The organism is Franconibacter pulveris (genome assembly GCF_056780215.1).
The window spans coordinates 2,317,991-2,332,962 of sequence record NZ_CM165555.1 but is presented as its reverse complement, the minus strand read 5'-3'; the positions used below and the strand labels follow the sequence as shown (position 1 = coordinate 2,332,962).

The 14,972-nt window shown below is 55.9% G+C and carries 13 protein-coding genes; 6 read left to right on the top strand and 7 right to left on the bottom strand.

Annotated elements, in window-relative coordinates:
- Positions 1-11: 11 nt before the first annotated feature.
- Positions 12-2,087: a glycogen debranching protein GlgX gene (gene glgX, locus ACU4F7_RS11070; protein WP_481638673.1), complete on the top strand. Its 2,076-nt coding sequence runs from the start codon at positions 12-14 to the stop codon at positions 2,085-2,087.
- Positions 2,088-2,493: 406 nt separating this feature from the next.
- Positions 2,494-3,531 carry a TIGR04086 family membrane protein gene (locus ACU4F7_RS11065; protein ID WP_481638672.1) on the top strand — a complete coding sequence of 346 codons (1,038 nt, stop codon included), beginning with the start codon at positions 2,494-2,496 and terminating at the stop codon, positions 3,529-3,531.
- A gap of 211 nt (positions 3,532-3,742) precedes the next feature.
- On the opposite strand, the gene ACU4F7_RS11060 is transcribed toward ACU4F7_RS11065, so the two are convergent.
- Positions 3,743-4,456: a DsbA family protein gene (locus tag ACU4F7_RS11060; protein ID WP_481638671.1), complete on the bottom strand. Its 714-nt coding sequence runs from the start codon at positions 4,454-4,456 to the stop codon at positions 3,743-3,745.
- A 93-nt stretch (positions 4,457-4,549) separates the two neighbouring features.
- Positions 4,550-5,131 (bottom strand): TetR/AcrR family transcriptional regulator, encoded by a 582-nt coding sequence (locus ACU4F7_RS11055; protein ID WP_481638670.1) that lies wholly within the window; start codon positions 5,129-5,131, stop codon positions 4,550-4,552.
- A 145-nt stretch (positions 5,132-5,276) separates the two neighbouring features.
- Here ACU4F7_RS11055 and ACU4F7_RS11050 point away from each other — a divergent pair, with 145 nt between their 5' ends.
- Positions 5,277-6,035 (top strand): SDR family NAD(P)-dependent oxidoreductase, encoded by a 759-nt coding sequence (locus ACU4F7_RS11050; protein ID WP_029592987.1) that lies wholly within the window; start codon positions 5,277-5,279, stop codon positions 6,033-6,035.
- A 35-nt stretch (positions 6,036-6,070) separates the two neighbouring features.
- Here the strand turns inward: ACU4F7_RS11050 and ACU4F7_RS11045 are convergent, their stop codons facing one another.
- Entirely contained in the window at positions 6,071-7,405 is a 1,335-nt protein-coding gene (locus ACU4F7_RS11045) for an aminotransferase-like domain-containing protein (RefSeq protein WP_481638669.1), read from the bottom strand.
- Positions 7,406-7,493: 88 nt separating this feature from the next.
- On the opposite strand from ACU4F7_RS11045, the gene ACU4F7_RS11040 reads away from it, so the two are divergent.
- Positions 7,494-8,366, top strand: a complete 873-nt coding sequence (locus ACU4F7_RS11040; protein ID WP_481638668.1) for a DMT family transporter — start codon at positions 7,494-7,496, stop codon at positions 8,364-8,366.
- On the opposite strand, the gene ACU4F7_RS11035 is transcribed toward ACU4F7_RS11040, so the two are convergent.
- Positions 8,367-8,906, bottom strand: a complete 540-nt coding sequence (locus ACU4F7_RS11035) for a DUF924 family protein (RefSeq protein ID WP_481638667.1) — start codon at positions 8,904-8,906, stop codon at positions 8,367-8,369.
- A gap of 185 nt (positions 8,907-9,091) precedes the next feature.
- Between ACU4F7_RS11035 and ACU4F7_RS11030 the strand changes: the two genes are divergently transcribed.
- A complete protein-coding gene (locus tag ACU4F7_RS11030; RefSeq protein WP_481638666.1) occupies positions 9,092-10,789 on the top strand; it encodes an NAD-dependent malic enzyme in 1,698 nt (565 codons plus the stop codon).
- Positions 10,790-10,834: 45 nt separating this feature from the next.
- Here the strand turns inward: ACU4F7_RS11030 and ACU4F7_RS11025 are convergent, their stop codons facing one another.
- From ACU4F7_RS11025 to ACU4F7_RS11015, 3 genes are all read right to left on the bottom strand, one after another.
- Positions 10,835-11,113, bottom strand: a complete 279-nt coding sequence (locus ACU4F7_RS11025; RefSeq protein ID WP_029592980.1) for a VF530 family protein — start codon at positions 11,111-11,113, stop codon at positions 10,835-10,837.
- A 127-nt stretch (positions 11,114-11,240) separates the two neighbouring features.
- Entirely contained in the window at positions 11,241-11,669 is a 429-nt protein-coding gene (locus ACU4F7_RS11020) for an OsmC family protein (RefSeq protein WP_029592979.1), read from the bottom strand.
- A gap of 71 nt (positions 11,670-11,740) precedes the next feature.
- Positions 11,741-12,826 (bottom strand): NADH:flavin oxidoreductase/NADH oxidase, encoded by a 1,086-nt coding sequence (locus ACU4F7_RS11015; protein WP_481638665.1) that lies wholly within the window; start codon positions 12,824-12,826, stop codon positions 11,741-11,743.
- A gap of 458 nt (positions 12,827-13,284) precedes the next feature.
- Here ACU4F7_RS11015 and ACU4F7_RS11010 point away from each other — a divergent pair, with 458 nt between their 5' ends.
- On the top strand, positions 13,285-14,934 hold the full coding sequence (locus ACU4F7_RS11010; RefSeq protein ID WP_029592977.1) for an alpha,alpha-trehalase: 1,650 nt from the start codon (positions 13,285-13,287) through the stop codon (positions 14,932-14,934).
- The last annotated feature ends 38 nt before the right edge of the window (positions 14,935-14,972 follow it).

Genomic DNA, 14,972 nt, shown 5'->3' with positions numbered 1-14,972 from the left:
GAGAAGAATGCATGTCACACGGTAAGCCTTTTGAAATAACGTCAGGGTATAGCCATCGTCTCGGCGCCAATTACGATGGCGAAGGGGTGAATTTCGCGCTTTTTTCAGCGCACGCGGAGCGCGTTGAGCTCTGCCTGTACGCGCCGGACGGTAAAACTGAAATCGCCCGTCTTGAGCTTCCGGAATATACCCACGAGGTGTGGCACGGCTATGTGCCAGGGCTGAAGCCCGGCGCGCTTTACGGCTATCGCGTTCACGGTCCTTTCGATCCGGAAAATGGCCACCGCTTTAACCCTAATAAACTGCTTATCGACCCTTACGCGCGCGAACTGGTTGGCGATATCGAATGGAATGAAGCCCATTTCGCCTATGATTTGTTGCATGAAGATAAGGACTTAACCTTTGATACCCGCGACAGCGGGCCTTTCACGCCGAAGTGCCGGGTTATCGACCCACAAGCGTTTGACTGGCAGGACGACAACCGTCCCTCCATCCAATGGCCGAACACAGTCGTGTACGAGACCCATGTCAAAGGCTTCACGCAGCTTAACCCGGCTATTCCGCCAGAGTTGCGCGGCACATTTGAAGGCATGGGGCACAACGCTTCCGTTGATTACATTAAAAGCCTCGGCATTACGTCCGTAGAACTGCTGCCGGTGCACTGGTTTCCGGACGATCAGCACCTGCTTGATAAGGGGCTGAAAAACTTCTGGGGCTATAACTCGCTCGGCTTTTTCGCGCCAGCTTCACGCTATTACGGCCCGCGAGGCATTCAGGGTTTTCGCGACATGGTGCGCGCTTTCCATGATGCCGGTATCGAGGTTATCCTGGATGTGGTTTATAACCACACGGCGGAAGGCAACGAGCTTGGCCCGACGCTGTCGTTTAAGGGGATCGATAACTACTCTTACTACCGCACCATGCCCGATATGCACCGTTATTACATTAATGACACCGGCACCGGCAACACCGTTAACACGTCGCATCCGCGGGTGCTGCAAATGGTGATGGATTCGCTGCGCTACTGGACCGAGTCAATGCATATCGACGGCTTCCGCTTCGACCTTGGCACCATTCTGGGCCGCGAGCCGGAAGGCTTTGACCAGCGCGGCGGCTTTTTTGACGCCATCACGCAGGACCCGGAGCTTTCACGCGTGAAACTGATAGGCGAGCCCTGGGATATCGGTCCGGGCGGCTATCAGGTGGGCGGCTTCCCGCCAGGCTGGGCGGAGTGGAACGACAAATACCGCGACACAGTGCGCGAATACTGGAAGGGGGACAATGTCTCTTCCGAATTTGCCGCACGTCTGCTGGGGTCTGGCGACCTCTACGACCAGCGCGGTCGCCGCCCGTGGGCAAGCGTCAACTTTATTACCGCGCATGACGGCTTCACGCTTAACGATCTGGTCTCTTATAACGAGAAACATAACGACGATAACGGCGAGGACAATAACGACGGCCATAACAATAACCGGTCATACAATTATGGCGTCGAAGGTCCAACCGATGATGAAGGCATCAATGCGGTGCGCGAACGGCAAAAACGTAATTTCCTCGCCACGCTGTTCTTCTCACATGGCACGCCGATGCTGCTGGCGGGCGATGAATTCGGCCGCAGCCAGATGGGTAACAATAACGGCTACTGCCAGGACAGCGAGATTTCCTGGGTTCACTGGGAAAACCTGCCGGAGAGCGCCGAAACGCTGCGCGAATTTACCCGCCAGGTTATCAAGCTGCGTGCCGAGCAGCCGTTGTTGCGGCGTGAAAACTGGCGCGATGGGATGGTAATCGAATGGTTCAACGCGGGCGGCGGCTATCAGCAGGCTGAGCAGTGGGATGAAGGCTCGACGCTTGGCGTTTATATCGGTCGGCCCGATCTGCAAAAAGAGGAGGGCATCTGGCACGATGTGCTGATGCTGATAAACCCGTATGAAGGCACCGTGCCGTTTCGCATTCCTCAGTTTGGCGAAGGCGGTTGGGTGCTGGAGCTCAGCACCTCAGATAATGCGAAACGCGGCATCGTCATTAATAAAGAGAAAGATTTTGAACTGGAAGGCCGCAGCCTGGCGCTATTCAGAAGACCATAAGTAAACGATAAAAACAGGATGCCAGATAATGCTAAGACAGATTATCTGGCTTTTTTTCGTCTGCTTCATCCGTAGCAAGTAAATAATAAAGCGCGTCAGGATAATATTTGCAGGTTACCACCACAAATTTATCATTATTTTTAAACGCCAAAACAGAAACGCGTTCGTAAAACTGGATTTTAGTCTGTCCCTCTTAAAAAAATGCTTTTAAATACAATGTATAGCGACGCAAGGAAACGTCTCTTTAAAAAACAAAGCTACAAAGCGCTTTTTCCCGAATAATACGAAGCGCGGGCCATGTCTCGCTTATCATTTTATTCCGACTACTATTGAATAGGGTTGCTCTTCTTTAATAAACGAATCGCGAACGTTTTTTTAACCGTACGTGAAGAAGTGGAGAGTCATTATGTTCGATAAACACACACATTCAGCCAGAGAACCAGACGGCGAATATCGGGTGGATAATTACGGCGTTCCGTTGAAGCGAATTTCCTGGAGCGCGGTTTTTGCCGGCGTGATCGTTTCCATCGTTATTTACCTTTTACTCGCTATCCTGGGTACGGCAGTGGGCACAACCACCATCGATCCGATGGAGGAACAGAATCCCGTAGAGGGCATCGGCATGGGTGCGGCGATATGGGGCGGGGTAAGCATGCTTATTTCTATCGCCGTCGGCGGCTATGTGAGCGGCAGACTGGCGCAGCGTGAAGGCGCGTTGCACGGGCTTTTAATGTTTGGCGTGAATACGCTGATTTTTACCTGGCTGTTAGTGACCATCGCCAGCAGCGCCGTGACCGGCACCATGAACGTGCTTGGCACCGGATTACAGGCGGTAAGCAGCGGGGCGAAAGCGCTTGCGCCGCAGGCGGTTGAAATGGCGAGAGACAAGCTCGCTGAAAACAATATCAACCTGGACAATCTGCAAAACGAGCTTGAAACCACGCTAAGGCAAACCGGTAAGCCTGAGCTGCAGCCGGAAGCCTTACAAAACCAGGCGCAAGGAGAAGTGAACAACGCGCAGAACCAGGCGGCGGGCGCGGCTCAACCGCAACAACAAGCGCCGGGCGCAGGCAACACCGATCTGGCGAGTTTCTTTAAAGGCCTTGTGGAAAGGAATCAGGCGACATTCCAGGCCGCCGATCGCGAAGCGCTGAAAAATATCATTCAGGCGCGCACGGGTAAAACGGATGCCGAAGCGGAACAAATCGTGAATCAGACCGAGCAAAACTATCAGGCTGCTCGCGCGAAATATGAAGAGCTGAAACAGCAAGCCGAACAGAAAAGCCGTGAAATAGGTGAGAAAGCCGCTGCCGCCACAGCCAAAGCGGCGTGGTTTGCTTTCTTTATGATGATTGTCGAAGCGGTGCTGGCGGGCGTGATGGGCATGGTTGGCCGTCGCACGCAACCGCGTGCGGTAACCAGCGATCAACGTCCAGGCAGATAAGGCGCTGTGAATGGCTACGCCGGAGAGAACGCCGGCGTAGTCAAAGAGGTGAGGTGATAGCGGGTGTATAAAGGGAAACAAGCCGTTGATTATAAAGGAGCAATGCGGGCCTGTGGTTAACCCGGTTCTCATTTAACATAATATACATTATGCGCACTAAGGTTATCTTTGCGTAAATTGGCGCTCTTCGCGGATAACTGAACTGACCACCTTACTGCATTCGTGCTTGCGCCTCTAAAACCTGCCTAAGGATTTCTTCTTCGCTGCGGTAACCCGTAATGACCTTTTGCATGACCCCAGACTTCTCTACAAGGATGCTCGGGAACGCGTTTACGCCATACGCTCTGGCCTGCCTGAATTCGTTGTAGGTTTCCAGCAGCGCAGCCTTCGATTCAAAGACCTTTTTGAAATCGGCAAAATCGATGCCGCTCTCTTCACAAATGCTCTGATAAAAGCCCGGTAATTTTGGGTCAGCAGATTCGGTGTAAAACTTCTTTTGCGTTTCGTGGAAAAAATGAAGCTTTGATTCCGGGCGTATCAACGATGCGCTAACCACCGCCCGGCATGCAGGCTCGGTGTCATAATTAAAAAACTCCAGCTCCAGCAGCGAATAGCTGAACGGTTGTCCGGTCACGAGATTAATCTGCTGCCATTCGTGGCGAAGGAAATTACGGAAAGCCGCATTCCATTTATCTCCGCCCCCCGCCCGAAGCCCTCCGTTCGTTAATACAAACTGAAAGCCGCGTTGCTGACACAGTTGCGCCAGCGACCTTACCGAGTTTGCTATTCCCCAGCACCATGAGCACATCGGGTCTCCTACATAATGCACGGTGACCAGGCTATTTTTCTCGCGCTCAGGCAGCGCGCCTTTGGTATCAGCGCCAGGCGTTATCAGGCATTGGCCGGTTTCGTTATCGCAGATCATTACAGACCCTCATCCATAAAGTGGCTATGTTATTCATGACGTGATTTCATTCGCATCCGCTGCGTGCGAAGGCTGCATTTAATCATGCTGAATTTACGATGGCCAACCCGCTAATGTCTGATTAATTATCGCTTCGAGCTTGTCGCGTCCGAATCCCGCTTTTGCCTGAATGGCCATGCCGTGCAGCACGGCGCAGATAAACGCCGCCAGGGCGGCGCAGTCTACCGTCTGCGGCAAATCGCCTTCCGCTTTCGCCCGTTCGAATCGCTCACGCAACTGCGTTTCGCCATCTTCACGTGCCGCAATCAGCGCTTTTTGTATCGGCTGCGCGTCATCTGAACACGCCAGCGCCCCGTTGATCCCAAGACAGCCGGTATGTTCCGGATAGCGGGTATGCAAATCCGCCGCGGCGCGCAGAACCGAGGCCGCGACAGCTTTCGCGGTTGGCTGCGCCAGCGCGGCGGGAAAGAAATCCAGATAATGCGCGTAATAATGATCAAGCGCGCGCAGGAACAGCGCCTCTTTGTTGCCGAAAGCGGAATACAGCGCAGGCCGCTCCACACCGGTCGCTTTGGTTAAATCAGAGTATGACGTCCCTTCATAACCCTTACTCCAGAACACGCCCAGCGCGGCGTTCAGCGCCTTCTCTACATCAAACTCGCGATTACGTCCCATCACCTGACCTCATTATTTCATAACGATCGATATTAAATCGCTTGACGACGTAAGTCTAATTCCATAACGTTCATTACGGTAATGGTCATTATGAAATTCTCACTCTCCCCGGCTGGGGTAACTTATTAACAGAGAGACTGTGGTTATGCAGAAATCGTTAGCAGGTAAAGTGGCGCTCGTTACAGGCGGTTCTCGCGGGCTTGGCGCTGTTATTGCTGAGCAGTTCGCAGACCAGGGCGCGGATGTGGCGATTACGTATGTGGCCTCTGGCGCAAAAGCCCAGGCCGTGGTGGAAAAACTGCAGGCTAAAGGCGTACGGGCCATCGCGATTCAAAGCGACCAGGCGGATATGAGCGCCGCTAAGCCGCTCATTAATGACGTTATTTCTCACTTCGGCAGGCTCGATATTCTGGTGAATAACGCCGCCATAGCGGTTCAGGGCAAAACGGTGGACGACCCTGAACTGGATACGGTCAACCTTGACCGTCAATGGCAGACCAACGTCATGGGGCCCGTCGCCGTAACCCGCGCCGCCGCCCAGGTTTTATCCCAGGAAGGCCGGATTATTTTCATCGGCTCGCTGCTGGGCGGCCATGTGCCGTTTGCGGGCGCCGCTGATTACGCAGGCAGCAAAGCGGCGATCGTCGGCTATGCAAAAGGCGTGGCGCGCGATCTTGGCGGGAAAAATATTACCGTAAACGTTATCCAGCCAGGCGTGATGCCAACGGATATGTCCCGTGAAGCATTAGGCGAATCGGTTCCAGACGCGCTGATGGATCTTCACACTATCCGCCGCATCGCCACGCTTGAGGAGGTCGCGGCGATGGCGTCGTTCCTGGCGGGCCCCCAGGGCGGCTATATTACCGGCGGCGTGATTGATATCGCCGGCGGCCTGAGCATTTAACTCCCCTCCTCGGCCGGACAGCGTTCCGGCTGAGGTTATAAATCGGTGAAATGCTCGATTGTCGCCCTCACCGTTCTCAGCCCCGTTTCCAGGTTCGCCATGCTGACGGAGCCAAGCGCCAGACGAATGGCGTGAGGAACAAAAGGCGAAGTACAAAACGGTTCCGCGGTGGAAACGGAAATACGCTTTTTCAGTAGCTCGCTCACTACACGCTCCGCGCGAATCTCTTCTTGCAAAGCTATCCAGCCAAAATACGCATTCGGATGCGCCTGCCAGGCCATTTTGCCGAACACCTCCCTTGCCAGCCGCTGGCGCTTATGCGCATCCTCTCTTTTTAACGCTTCGAGGCGCAAAACCGTACCGTCGCGCAGCCAGCCGCAAATCAGCGAGGTCAGCACGGCAGGCGTGTTCCATGTCGTCGCCCGAATGGCTCTTTCTACTCTTGCGCGTTGCTTTTCCGGCGCCACAACCATGCCGACCCGTAACCCCGTAGCCACGTTTTTCGAAAAGCCGGAAACATAGACCGTATGCTCAGGGGCATAGTATCTGAGCGGTTTCGGCGGTTCAGCCTCAAGCCATGCATAGGCCGCGTCTTCAATCAGCGCTAACCCGTAGCGTTCCGCTAAAGCGGCTAGCCGGGCACGCTGCGTCTTGTCCATCACCCAGCCCATCGGATTATGCAGCGTCGGCATGGTATAGACCGCCTTAACCCGGCGTGACTGACAATATTTTTCCAGCGCATCCAGATCCATCGCGCCAGAAGCCGCAGGGATAGCCAACAGTTCAAGGTGAAGCTGCTGCGCGAGAATCTTAAAGCCGGGATAGGTCAGCGCATCCACCGCCACCACATCGCCGGGCTGCAACAGGGCCATCAACGTCACGGCAAGTCCATGCTGCGCGCCGCTGACGATAATCACCTCTTCGTCGCCGCACGCGACGCCTTTGCCGGCAAGATAATGGGCGAAGGCCTCGCGCTCATGCGCTCTGCCCGCGTGCGGCTGATAGCGCAGCAGCGCGTCGATCTCCCCTGACGTCGCGAGCTGTTTCAGCCCCTCTCTCAGCAGCTCGGCCTGTTCGGGCAACGCGGGATAGTTAAAGTTGAGATCCAGCACATCGGAGGCGACGGCGAGCTGATCGACGCCCAGCCCCGGCGGCAGCGTCTGTTCCCGCACAAAGGTGCCTCGCCCCGTTTCACCGCTGACCAGCCCCATCGCCTCCAGTTCGGCATAAACCCGCGTTGCCGTGGCAAGAGAAATACCGCGCTGCGCAGATAACTGTCGGTGCGTAGGCAAACGGCTGCCCGCAGCCTGCTTACCGGTCCGGACCGCCTGGGCGAACTCATCAACCAGGGTTTTATAACGCGCTTTCATACTATGTATCTATGACAATAATTTGATTGTCATAAATGTGCGCCGTAAGGTTTTGCCCGTCAACGCTCATTTATACGAGGTGCGGTTCATGCAGGGATCAAACAATGTGGTTAACGGCTGGGTAAATGGTTTTCTTGGCGTTCTGATTTTTAGCGGCTCGCTTCCGGCCACGCGGGTGGCGGTGATGGATTTCGATCCGCTATTTCTTACCGTCGCGCGCGCTTCGATAGCGGGCATACTGGCGCTGGCGCTCGTTGGCTTTCTGAAAGGCGCCAGACCGCATAAATCCCACCTGCTCGCGCTGGGGTTGGTCTCTTTTGGGGTGGTGATTGGCTTTCCGCTGCTGACCGCCCTCGCCCTTCGTCATCTGACCTCGGCGCAGTCGATTATTTTCCTCGGCCTTTTGCCCTTAGCCACGGCGCTGTTCGGCGTGCTTCGCGCGAACGAAAAACCGCGTCCGCTGTTCTGGCTCTTTTCTCTCGCTGGCAGCCTGCTGGTTGCAGGGTACGCGCTTTCACAGGGAATCGATGTTTCGTCCGTCGGGGGGCTGTATATGCTGGCGGCGGTGCTTGTCTGCGGACTGGGGTATGCCGAAGGCGCCCGTCTTACGCGCACGCTTGGCGGCTGGCAAACCATCAGCTGGGCGCTGATCCTCGCCTTACCGCTCATGCTAACGCTCACTTTTGTTACGCGCCCGGTGAGTTTTAGCCATATCAGCACGTCCGCATGGTGCGCCCTGGGCTACGTTGCGTTGTTCAGCATGCTGATTGGCTTTATCTTCTGGTACAGAGGTCTGGCGCAGGGCGGCATTGCGAGCGTAGGCCAGCTGCAACTGTTACAACCCTTTTTGGGCCTGGCCATTTCCGCCACGCTGCTCGGGGAAGCCGTCAGCCTTACGATGCTCGCCGTTACGCTCGGCATCCTTCTTTGCGTGGCGGCGTCCCGGCGGTTCGCCCGCTGATTAAAATCGCCCTTTGCCGTCGCGTAAGAAAGCCAGTTCCGCTTCGGTGCTCTCCCGGCCTAACGCTTTGTTGCGATGCGGGTAACGGCCAAACCGGTCGATGATGGCTTTATGCTTGCGTTCTGAATCGCTAAAAGCGGGCTCATTGAGCGTTTCAAACAGTTTTAGCGCCTGCTCATGAATACGCGGCGATTCTGAATGCGTCCAGGGCATCAGGCTGAAGGCTTTTTCCGTTACGTTCAGGGCGCGCCAGTCTGGCTGGCGGAGGATCTCTTGTGATAGAACCAGCGCCATGCTGTCCTGCGCATAAGCCGCGGCGCTTTCACGATGCAGGTTGCGGGAAAACTGATCGAGCACGATTATCTCCGCCAGTCGCCCTCTGCTGTTCTGCCGCCAGGGGTAAAGCTCGCCGCGACAGGCCGCCTGCCAGGTGTCGTAAAAGGTTTCGCGGATCTGCTTATCAAGCGCGTCGTCCTGCTTAAACCACTGCGATGAGGGTGTCTTTTCAAACCAGAACGCAAGCACCGTGTCGTATTCCATTCTTTCCCTCGCCAGTTTTCAATGAATTAAAGAGAACTCATTACTTATATGTATCGATTTTATGTCGATTGCCGTGGCGTTGTGCAATACCATAGGCAGACGTGGTGTTTCGCGTGCGGTCACAGCCCGGACAGTTGCGTGCAGGCGGTGTCAGCGCAGTAAAAAAATATAACTGAGTAAGCCAAATGGACATGAAGCAGAAAAAAAATCGCTCCCTTTATATTCCCTATGCCGGTCCGGTACTGCTGGAGTTTCCCCGCCTGAACAAGGGCAGCGCCTTTAGTATGGAAGAGCGCGCCAACTTTAACCTTATTGGTTTGCTGCCTGAAGTGGTGGAAACCATCGATGAACAGGCAGAGCGCGCCTGGCGACAGTATCAGGAATTTAAAACCGATATTGATAAGCACATTTACCTGCGCAATATTCAGGACACCAACGAAACCCTCTTCTACCGGCTGGTGGAAAACCATCTCGACGAGATGATGCCGGTTATCTATACCCCAACCGTCGGCCTCGCCTGCGAACGCTTCTCTGAAATCTACCGTCGTGCGCGCGGCGTCTTTATCTCCTGGCCTAATCGCCAGTATATGGACGACATCCTGCAAAACGTGCCGAACCACAATATCAAAGTGATTGTGGTTACCGACGGCGAGCGCATTCTGGGCCTTGGCGATCAGGGCATCGGCGGCATGGGCATTCCTATCGGCAAGCTTTCGCTTTACACCGCCTGCGGCGGCATCAGCCCCGCTTACACGCTGCCGGTGGTGCTGGACGTCGGCACCAATAACCAGCAGCTGCTGAACGATCCGCTCTACATGGGCTGGCGTCATCCGCGCATTACCGATGAAGAGTATTACGCCTTTGTGGATGAGTTTATTCAGGCGGTGAAACATCGCTGGCCGAATGTGCTGCTGCAGTTTGAGGACTTCGCGCAGAAGAACGCGACTCCGCTGCTCCAGCGCTACCGCAATGAAATTTGCTCCTTTAATGACGATATCCAGGGCACAGCGGCGGTAACCGTAGGCACGCTGATTGCCGCGAGCCGCGCGGCGGGCAGCCAGCTCAGCGAACAGAAAATCGTCTTTTTGGGCGCAGGCTCCGCAGGCTGCGGCATTGCCGAACAGATAGTCGCGCAGACTCAGCGTGAAGGGCTCACCGAGGAGCAGGCGCGCCAGAAAGTCTTTATGGTCGACCGTTTCGGCCTGTTGACCGATAACATGCCGAACCTGCTGCCGTTCCAGACTAAGCTTGTGCAAAAGCGCGAAAACCTGCAGGGCTGGCAGACGGAAAGCGACGCGATCTCCCTGCTGGATGTGGTGCGCAACGTCAAGCCCGATATTCTTATCGGCGTATCCGGCCAGACGGGACTCTTTACTGAAGAGATTATCCGCGAGATGCATAAACACTGCCCTCGCCCGATCGTTATGCCGCTCTCCAACCCGACTTCCCGCGTGGAAGCGACGCCGCACGATATTATTCACTGGACCGAAGGCAATGCGCTGGTGGCGACCGGCAGCCCGTTCCCGCCAGTGGTCTGGAAAGACAAAACCTTCCCTATTGCGCAGTGCAACAACGCTTACATCTTCCCGGGCATTGGTCTTGGGGTGATTGCGTCCGGCGCGTCGCGCATTACCGACGAAATGCTGATGGCGGCGAGCGAGACCCTGGCGCAGCATTCGCCGCTGGTGAATACCGGTTACGGGCTGGTGCTGCCGCCGCTGTCGGAAATTCAGAATGTCTCTCGCGCTATCGCCTTTGCCGTCGGCAAAATGGCGCAGGCGCAAGGCGTGGCGGTGGAGGTCTCCGCCGAGGCGCTCGAGCAGGCCATTGAAGATAACTTCTGGCTGCCGGAGTACCGCAACTACCGCCGCACCTCAATCTGATAGCGGCAGACAAAAAGCCTCGCGGTTAAACGCGAGGCTTTTTTGTTATTCGTCGCCCTTCTTGCTTCGCCAGTTGCTCCAGGGACCCTCTGCGGGCGGCGGGTCGTCCTGCTCGTTTAACGAATCAAGGTAGAGCGCTTCCACCTCTTTTCGCGCCCAGGGCGTGCGTCGCAAAAACTTCAGGCTCGATTTCACGCTCGGGTCGGTTTTAAAACAGTTGATGTTGATGCGCCGGGCCAGCTCCTCCCAGCCATAGCGGTTAACTAACGCGGTAACCAGCGCTTCCAGCGTTACGCCATGGAGCGGATCTTTTGATGCATGCATGTGAAGGTCATCCCTCAGCCTGAAAATTTTGCCCACACCATAAGCGTTTTTTGGCTTTACGTCGCCTGTTTGCGCAGGAAAAAGAAAAGGCCCGTCTTGCGACGAGCCTTTTGCGCTGCGGAAATACTCAGTTGAGCTGGTAATCGAGCGTGATTTCCGCTTTCAGCACCTGGGAAACCGGGCAGCCCGCTTTCGCTTTCTGGATAATTTTGTCAAAAGCCGCCTCTTCGATGCCCGGCAGTTTCACCGTGCTGTTCAGGGCGATTTTGGTAATGGCGAACCCGCCTTCAACTTTATCCAGCGAAACATCGGCTGTGGTATCGATGCTTTCAGGGGTATGACCCTCTTCACCCAGCATCAGCGACAGCGCCATGGAGAAGCAGGCGGCGTGCGCCGCGCCGATAAGCTCTTCCGGGTTGGTGCCCGGCGCGCCTTCAAAGCGGGTGTTAAAGCCATAAGGCTGCTGCTTAAGCGCGCCGCTCTCGGTAGAAACGGTGCCTTTGCCGCGTTTGATATCGCCTTCCCAGTGCGCCTGGCCTTTCTTATGAATGGTCATCGTTTTCTCCTCTCTGTTAACTGCAAAGTTTTCAGTATAGAAAAGAATTCAGTCTCTTACCGGCTTGCGGCTCAGACTGAGAATAGTCCGCGAAGGTGATGCGGCTCGCTGCGCTGGTACTGCGGCGCCACGGCAATCTTGCTGCCAAGCTTCGCCGCAGCGTGCCACGGCCAGCGAGGGTTAAAGAGAATGCCGCGCGCCAGCGCGATAAACTCCGCCTGGCCGGTAGCGATAATCGCCTCCGCCTGTTCCGGCTCGGTGATAAGCCCTACTGCTATCGTCGGAATAGACACCTGATGTTGGATCTGCTGCGCGAAAGGCACCTGGTAGTTCGGGCTGACCGGGATCTTCTGCGCAGGCGTCAGGCCGCCGGTGGAGACGTGAATATAGGCGCAGCCGCGCGATTCAAGCGCTTTTGCCAGCTGAATGGAGCCTTCAATATCCCAGCCCCCTTCCGCCCAGTCGGTAGCGGAGATGCGCACGCCCACCGGCAGCGAGACCGCATTTTTTACGTCATCGAAAATCTCAAGCACCAGGCGCAGGCGGTTTTCAAGGCTGCCGCCATATTCATCGGTGCGCTGGTTGGCGAGCGGAGAAAGGAACTGGTGCAGCAAATAGCCGTGCGCGGCGTGCAGTTCGATAAGATCAAACCCCGCTTTTTGCGCGCGCCGCGCGCCGTCGACAAACGCCTGCCTGATGTGGACGATATCTTGCGCGGTCATGGCTTTCGGCGTTCTGTCCTGACCGAAGGCCAGCGCAGAGGGCGCGATGGTTTCCCAGCCGCCTTCGCTGTCGGAAAGCGATTTGCCGCCCTGCCAGGGCGCGCTGACTGACGCCTTGCGCCCGGCATGGCCTAACTGAATGCCAAGCTTGATGGGCGACCAGTGGCGAATCTTTTCTACTTCTTTTTGCAGGGCATCGCCGAGCTCGTCGCTCCAGATCCCCAAATCCCCGGGGGAGATACGCCCTTCCGGCGTGACGGAGGTCGCTTCGACAATCAGCAGCCCCGCGCCAGACTGCGACAGCGTGCCCAGGTGGACGCTATGCCAGTCTGATGGCGCGCCGTTCGTTGCGGAATACTGGCACATCGGCGCGATAATAATGCGGTTAGATAGTGTCAGCTCACCGAGGCGGCCTTCGGAAAACAGGTGACTCATTTTTACCTCCTAAGCGTGATATCCCCAATGCGGTGAAATCTGTTGCCAAGTATAGAAAGGAACTGCCTGTTTCTGTTGGCGATTTCTGCTGCTAACGCCCCTGACGCTTGTTTTCCCGTAACTTTATGTTTCCGGTCATCGAACTAATTTTACGAATTTATAAGTGTTTGTAGAAAAAGTTGCTTGATTTTCCACCAGGCAACGGCGTTACAATTATCACCTTACTTGAAACGCCCGTGCGAGCGGCCGGGTGAGCCAGGGTCGATTATCAGATTATTTCCCCACGCAGAGAAAAAGTGGCGGAAGGTACTGAATTGCGGCCCTTTTTTATTTATGACGCACCAGTAATTTCGGCTTTAGCGCCCTGAATTCTTGCCGCTTCCCGGCCCGACGAACCCATTTTGCTAGACTAAAGAGTAACGCTTTAACCAAAGGCGACTCTGGAGGTTTTTATTAGTATGCTTAATCAGACATCTCGACTCACAGTACCGGAATCAGAAGCTTACGACGAAGAAGTTCGGTATGAGCTCGATCCTTGTGAGCTCAAGCTGGATGAGATGGTCGAAGCGGAACCGCTGCCCGAAATCATCGAGGGTATGCCTGCTTCCGATGCGCTGACCCCGGCCGATCGCTACCTGGAGCTTTTCGAACATGTCCAGTCGGCGCGAATTTTTCCGGACAGCAAAACCTTTCCTGACTGCGCGCCGAAAATGACGCCGTTGGCGATCCTGCTGAACTATCGCCGGGCTAAACGCTACCCGGGTTTCGACTTGAAAGCCTTCGTGCACGATCACTTCTGGCTGCCGAAGGATTACAGCAAAGAATATGTCGCCGACCCGAACCGTAGCCTGAAGGATCATATCGACAGCCTCTGGCCGGTGCTGACCCGCGAGCCGCAGGAGCATATTGAGTTCTCTTCACTGCTGCCGTTGCCGCAGGCTTACATTGTTCCGGGGGGACGATTTCGCGAAACCTACTATTGGGATTCGTATTACACCATGCTGGGGCTTGCCGAAAGCGGCCGCAACGATCTGCTGCGCTGCATGGCGGATAACTTCGCGTGGATGATTGAAAATTACGGTCACATCCCTAACGGCAACCGGACCTATTATCTGAGCCGCTCGCAGCCGCCTGTCTTTGCGTTGATGGTGGAGCTGTTTGAAGAAGACGGCGTTCGCGGCGCACGCCGTTATCTTGATCACCTGCTGATGGAATACGCCTTCTGGATGGACGGCGCTGAGAGTCTGGATATGAACCAGGCTTACCGTCATGCGGTGAGAATGCCCGACGGCGCGTTGCTTAACCGCTACTGGGACGACCGCGACACGCCGCGTGATGAGTCCTGGTATGAGGATGTGGAAACCGCCAAGCTTTCGGGCCGACCGGCAAGCGAGGTGTATCGCGACCTGCGCGCTGGCGCGGCTTCCGGCTGGGACTACTCTACCCGCTGGTTGCGTGACGCGGACCGTCTGGCGAGCATCCGCACGACGCAGTTTATCCCGGTGGATCTCAATGCGTTTCTCTATAAGCTCGAGACGGCGATTTCCAACATCGCCGGGTTGAAAAAAGATGCGGCGCTTGCGGCGCAGTTCCGGGAAAAAGCGTTCGCCCGTCGCGCGGCGATGAACCGCTACCTGTGGGACGAAACCTCCGGCACGTTCCGCGATTATGACTGGCGTCGGGAATGCCTGGCCTCTTTCTCCGCCGCCTGCGTGGTGCCGCTGTATGTCGGCATGGCGACGCATGAACAGGCGCAGAAAATCGCCGTGAACGTCCGTGAACGGCTGCTCACTCCGGGCGGCATTCTGGCGACGGATGTCGAGAGCGAGCAGCAGTGGGATAAACCCAACGGCTGGGCGCCCTTGCAGTGGATGGCCATCCAGGGGCTGAAAACCTATGGCGAAGATTCGCTGGCCGATATCATCGCCCATAACTGGATGCGCACTGTGAAGCGCGTCTACATGGAAGAGAACAAGCTTATCGAGAAATACCACATCGCTGATTATGCGCCCAAGCCGGGCGGCGGCGGCGAGTATCCGCTGCAGGACGGTTTTGGCTGGACCAACGGCGTTACGCGCCGGTTAATCAGTCTGTATGGCGAGCCATAATTAAGCGATAACGCATGAAGGGCTGGTGGCTGATGCCG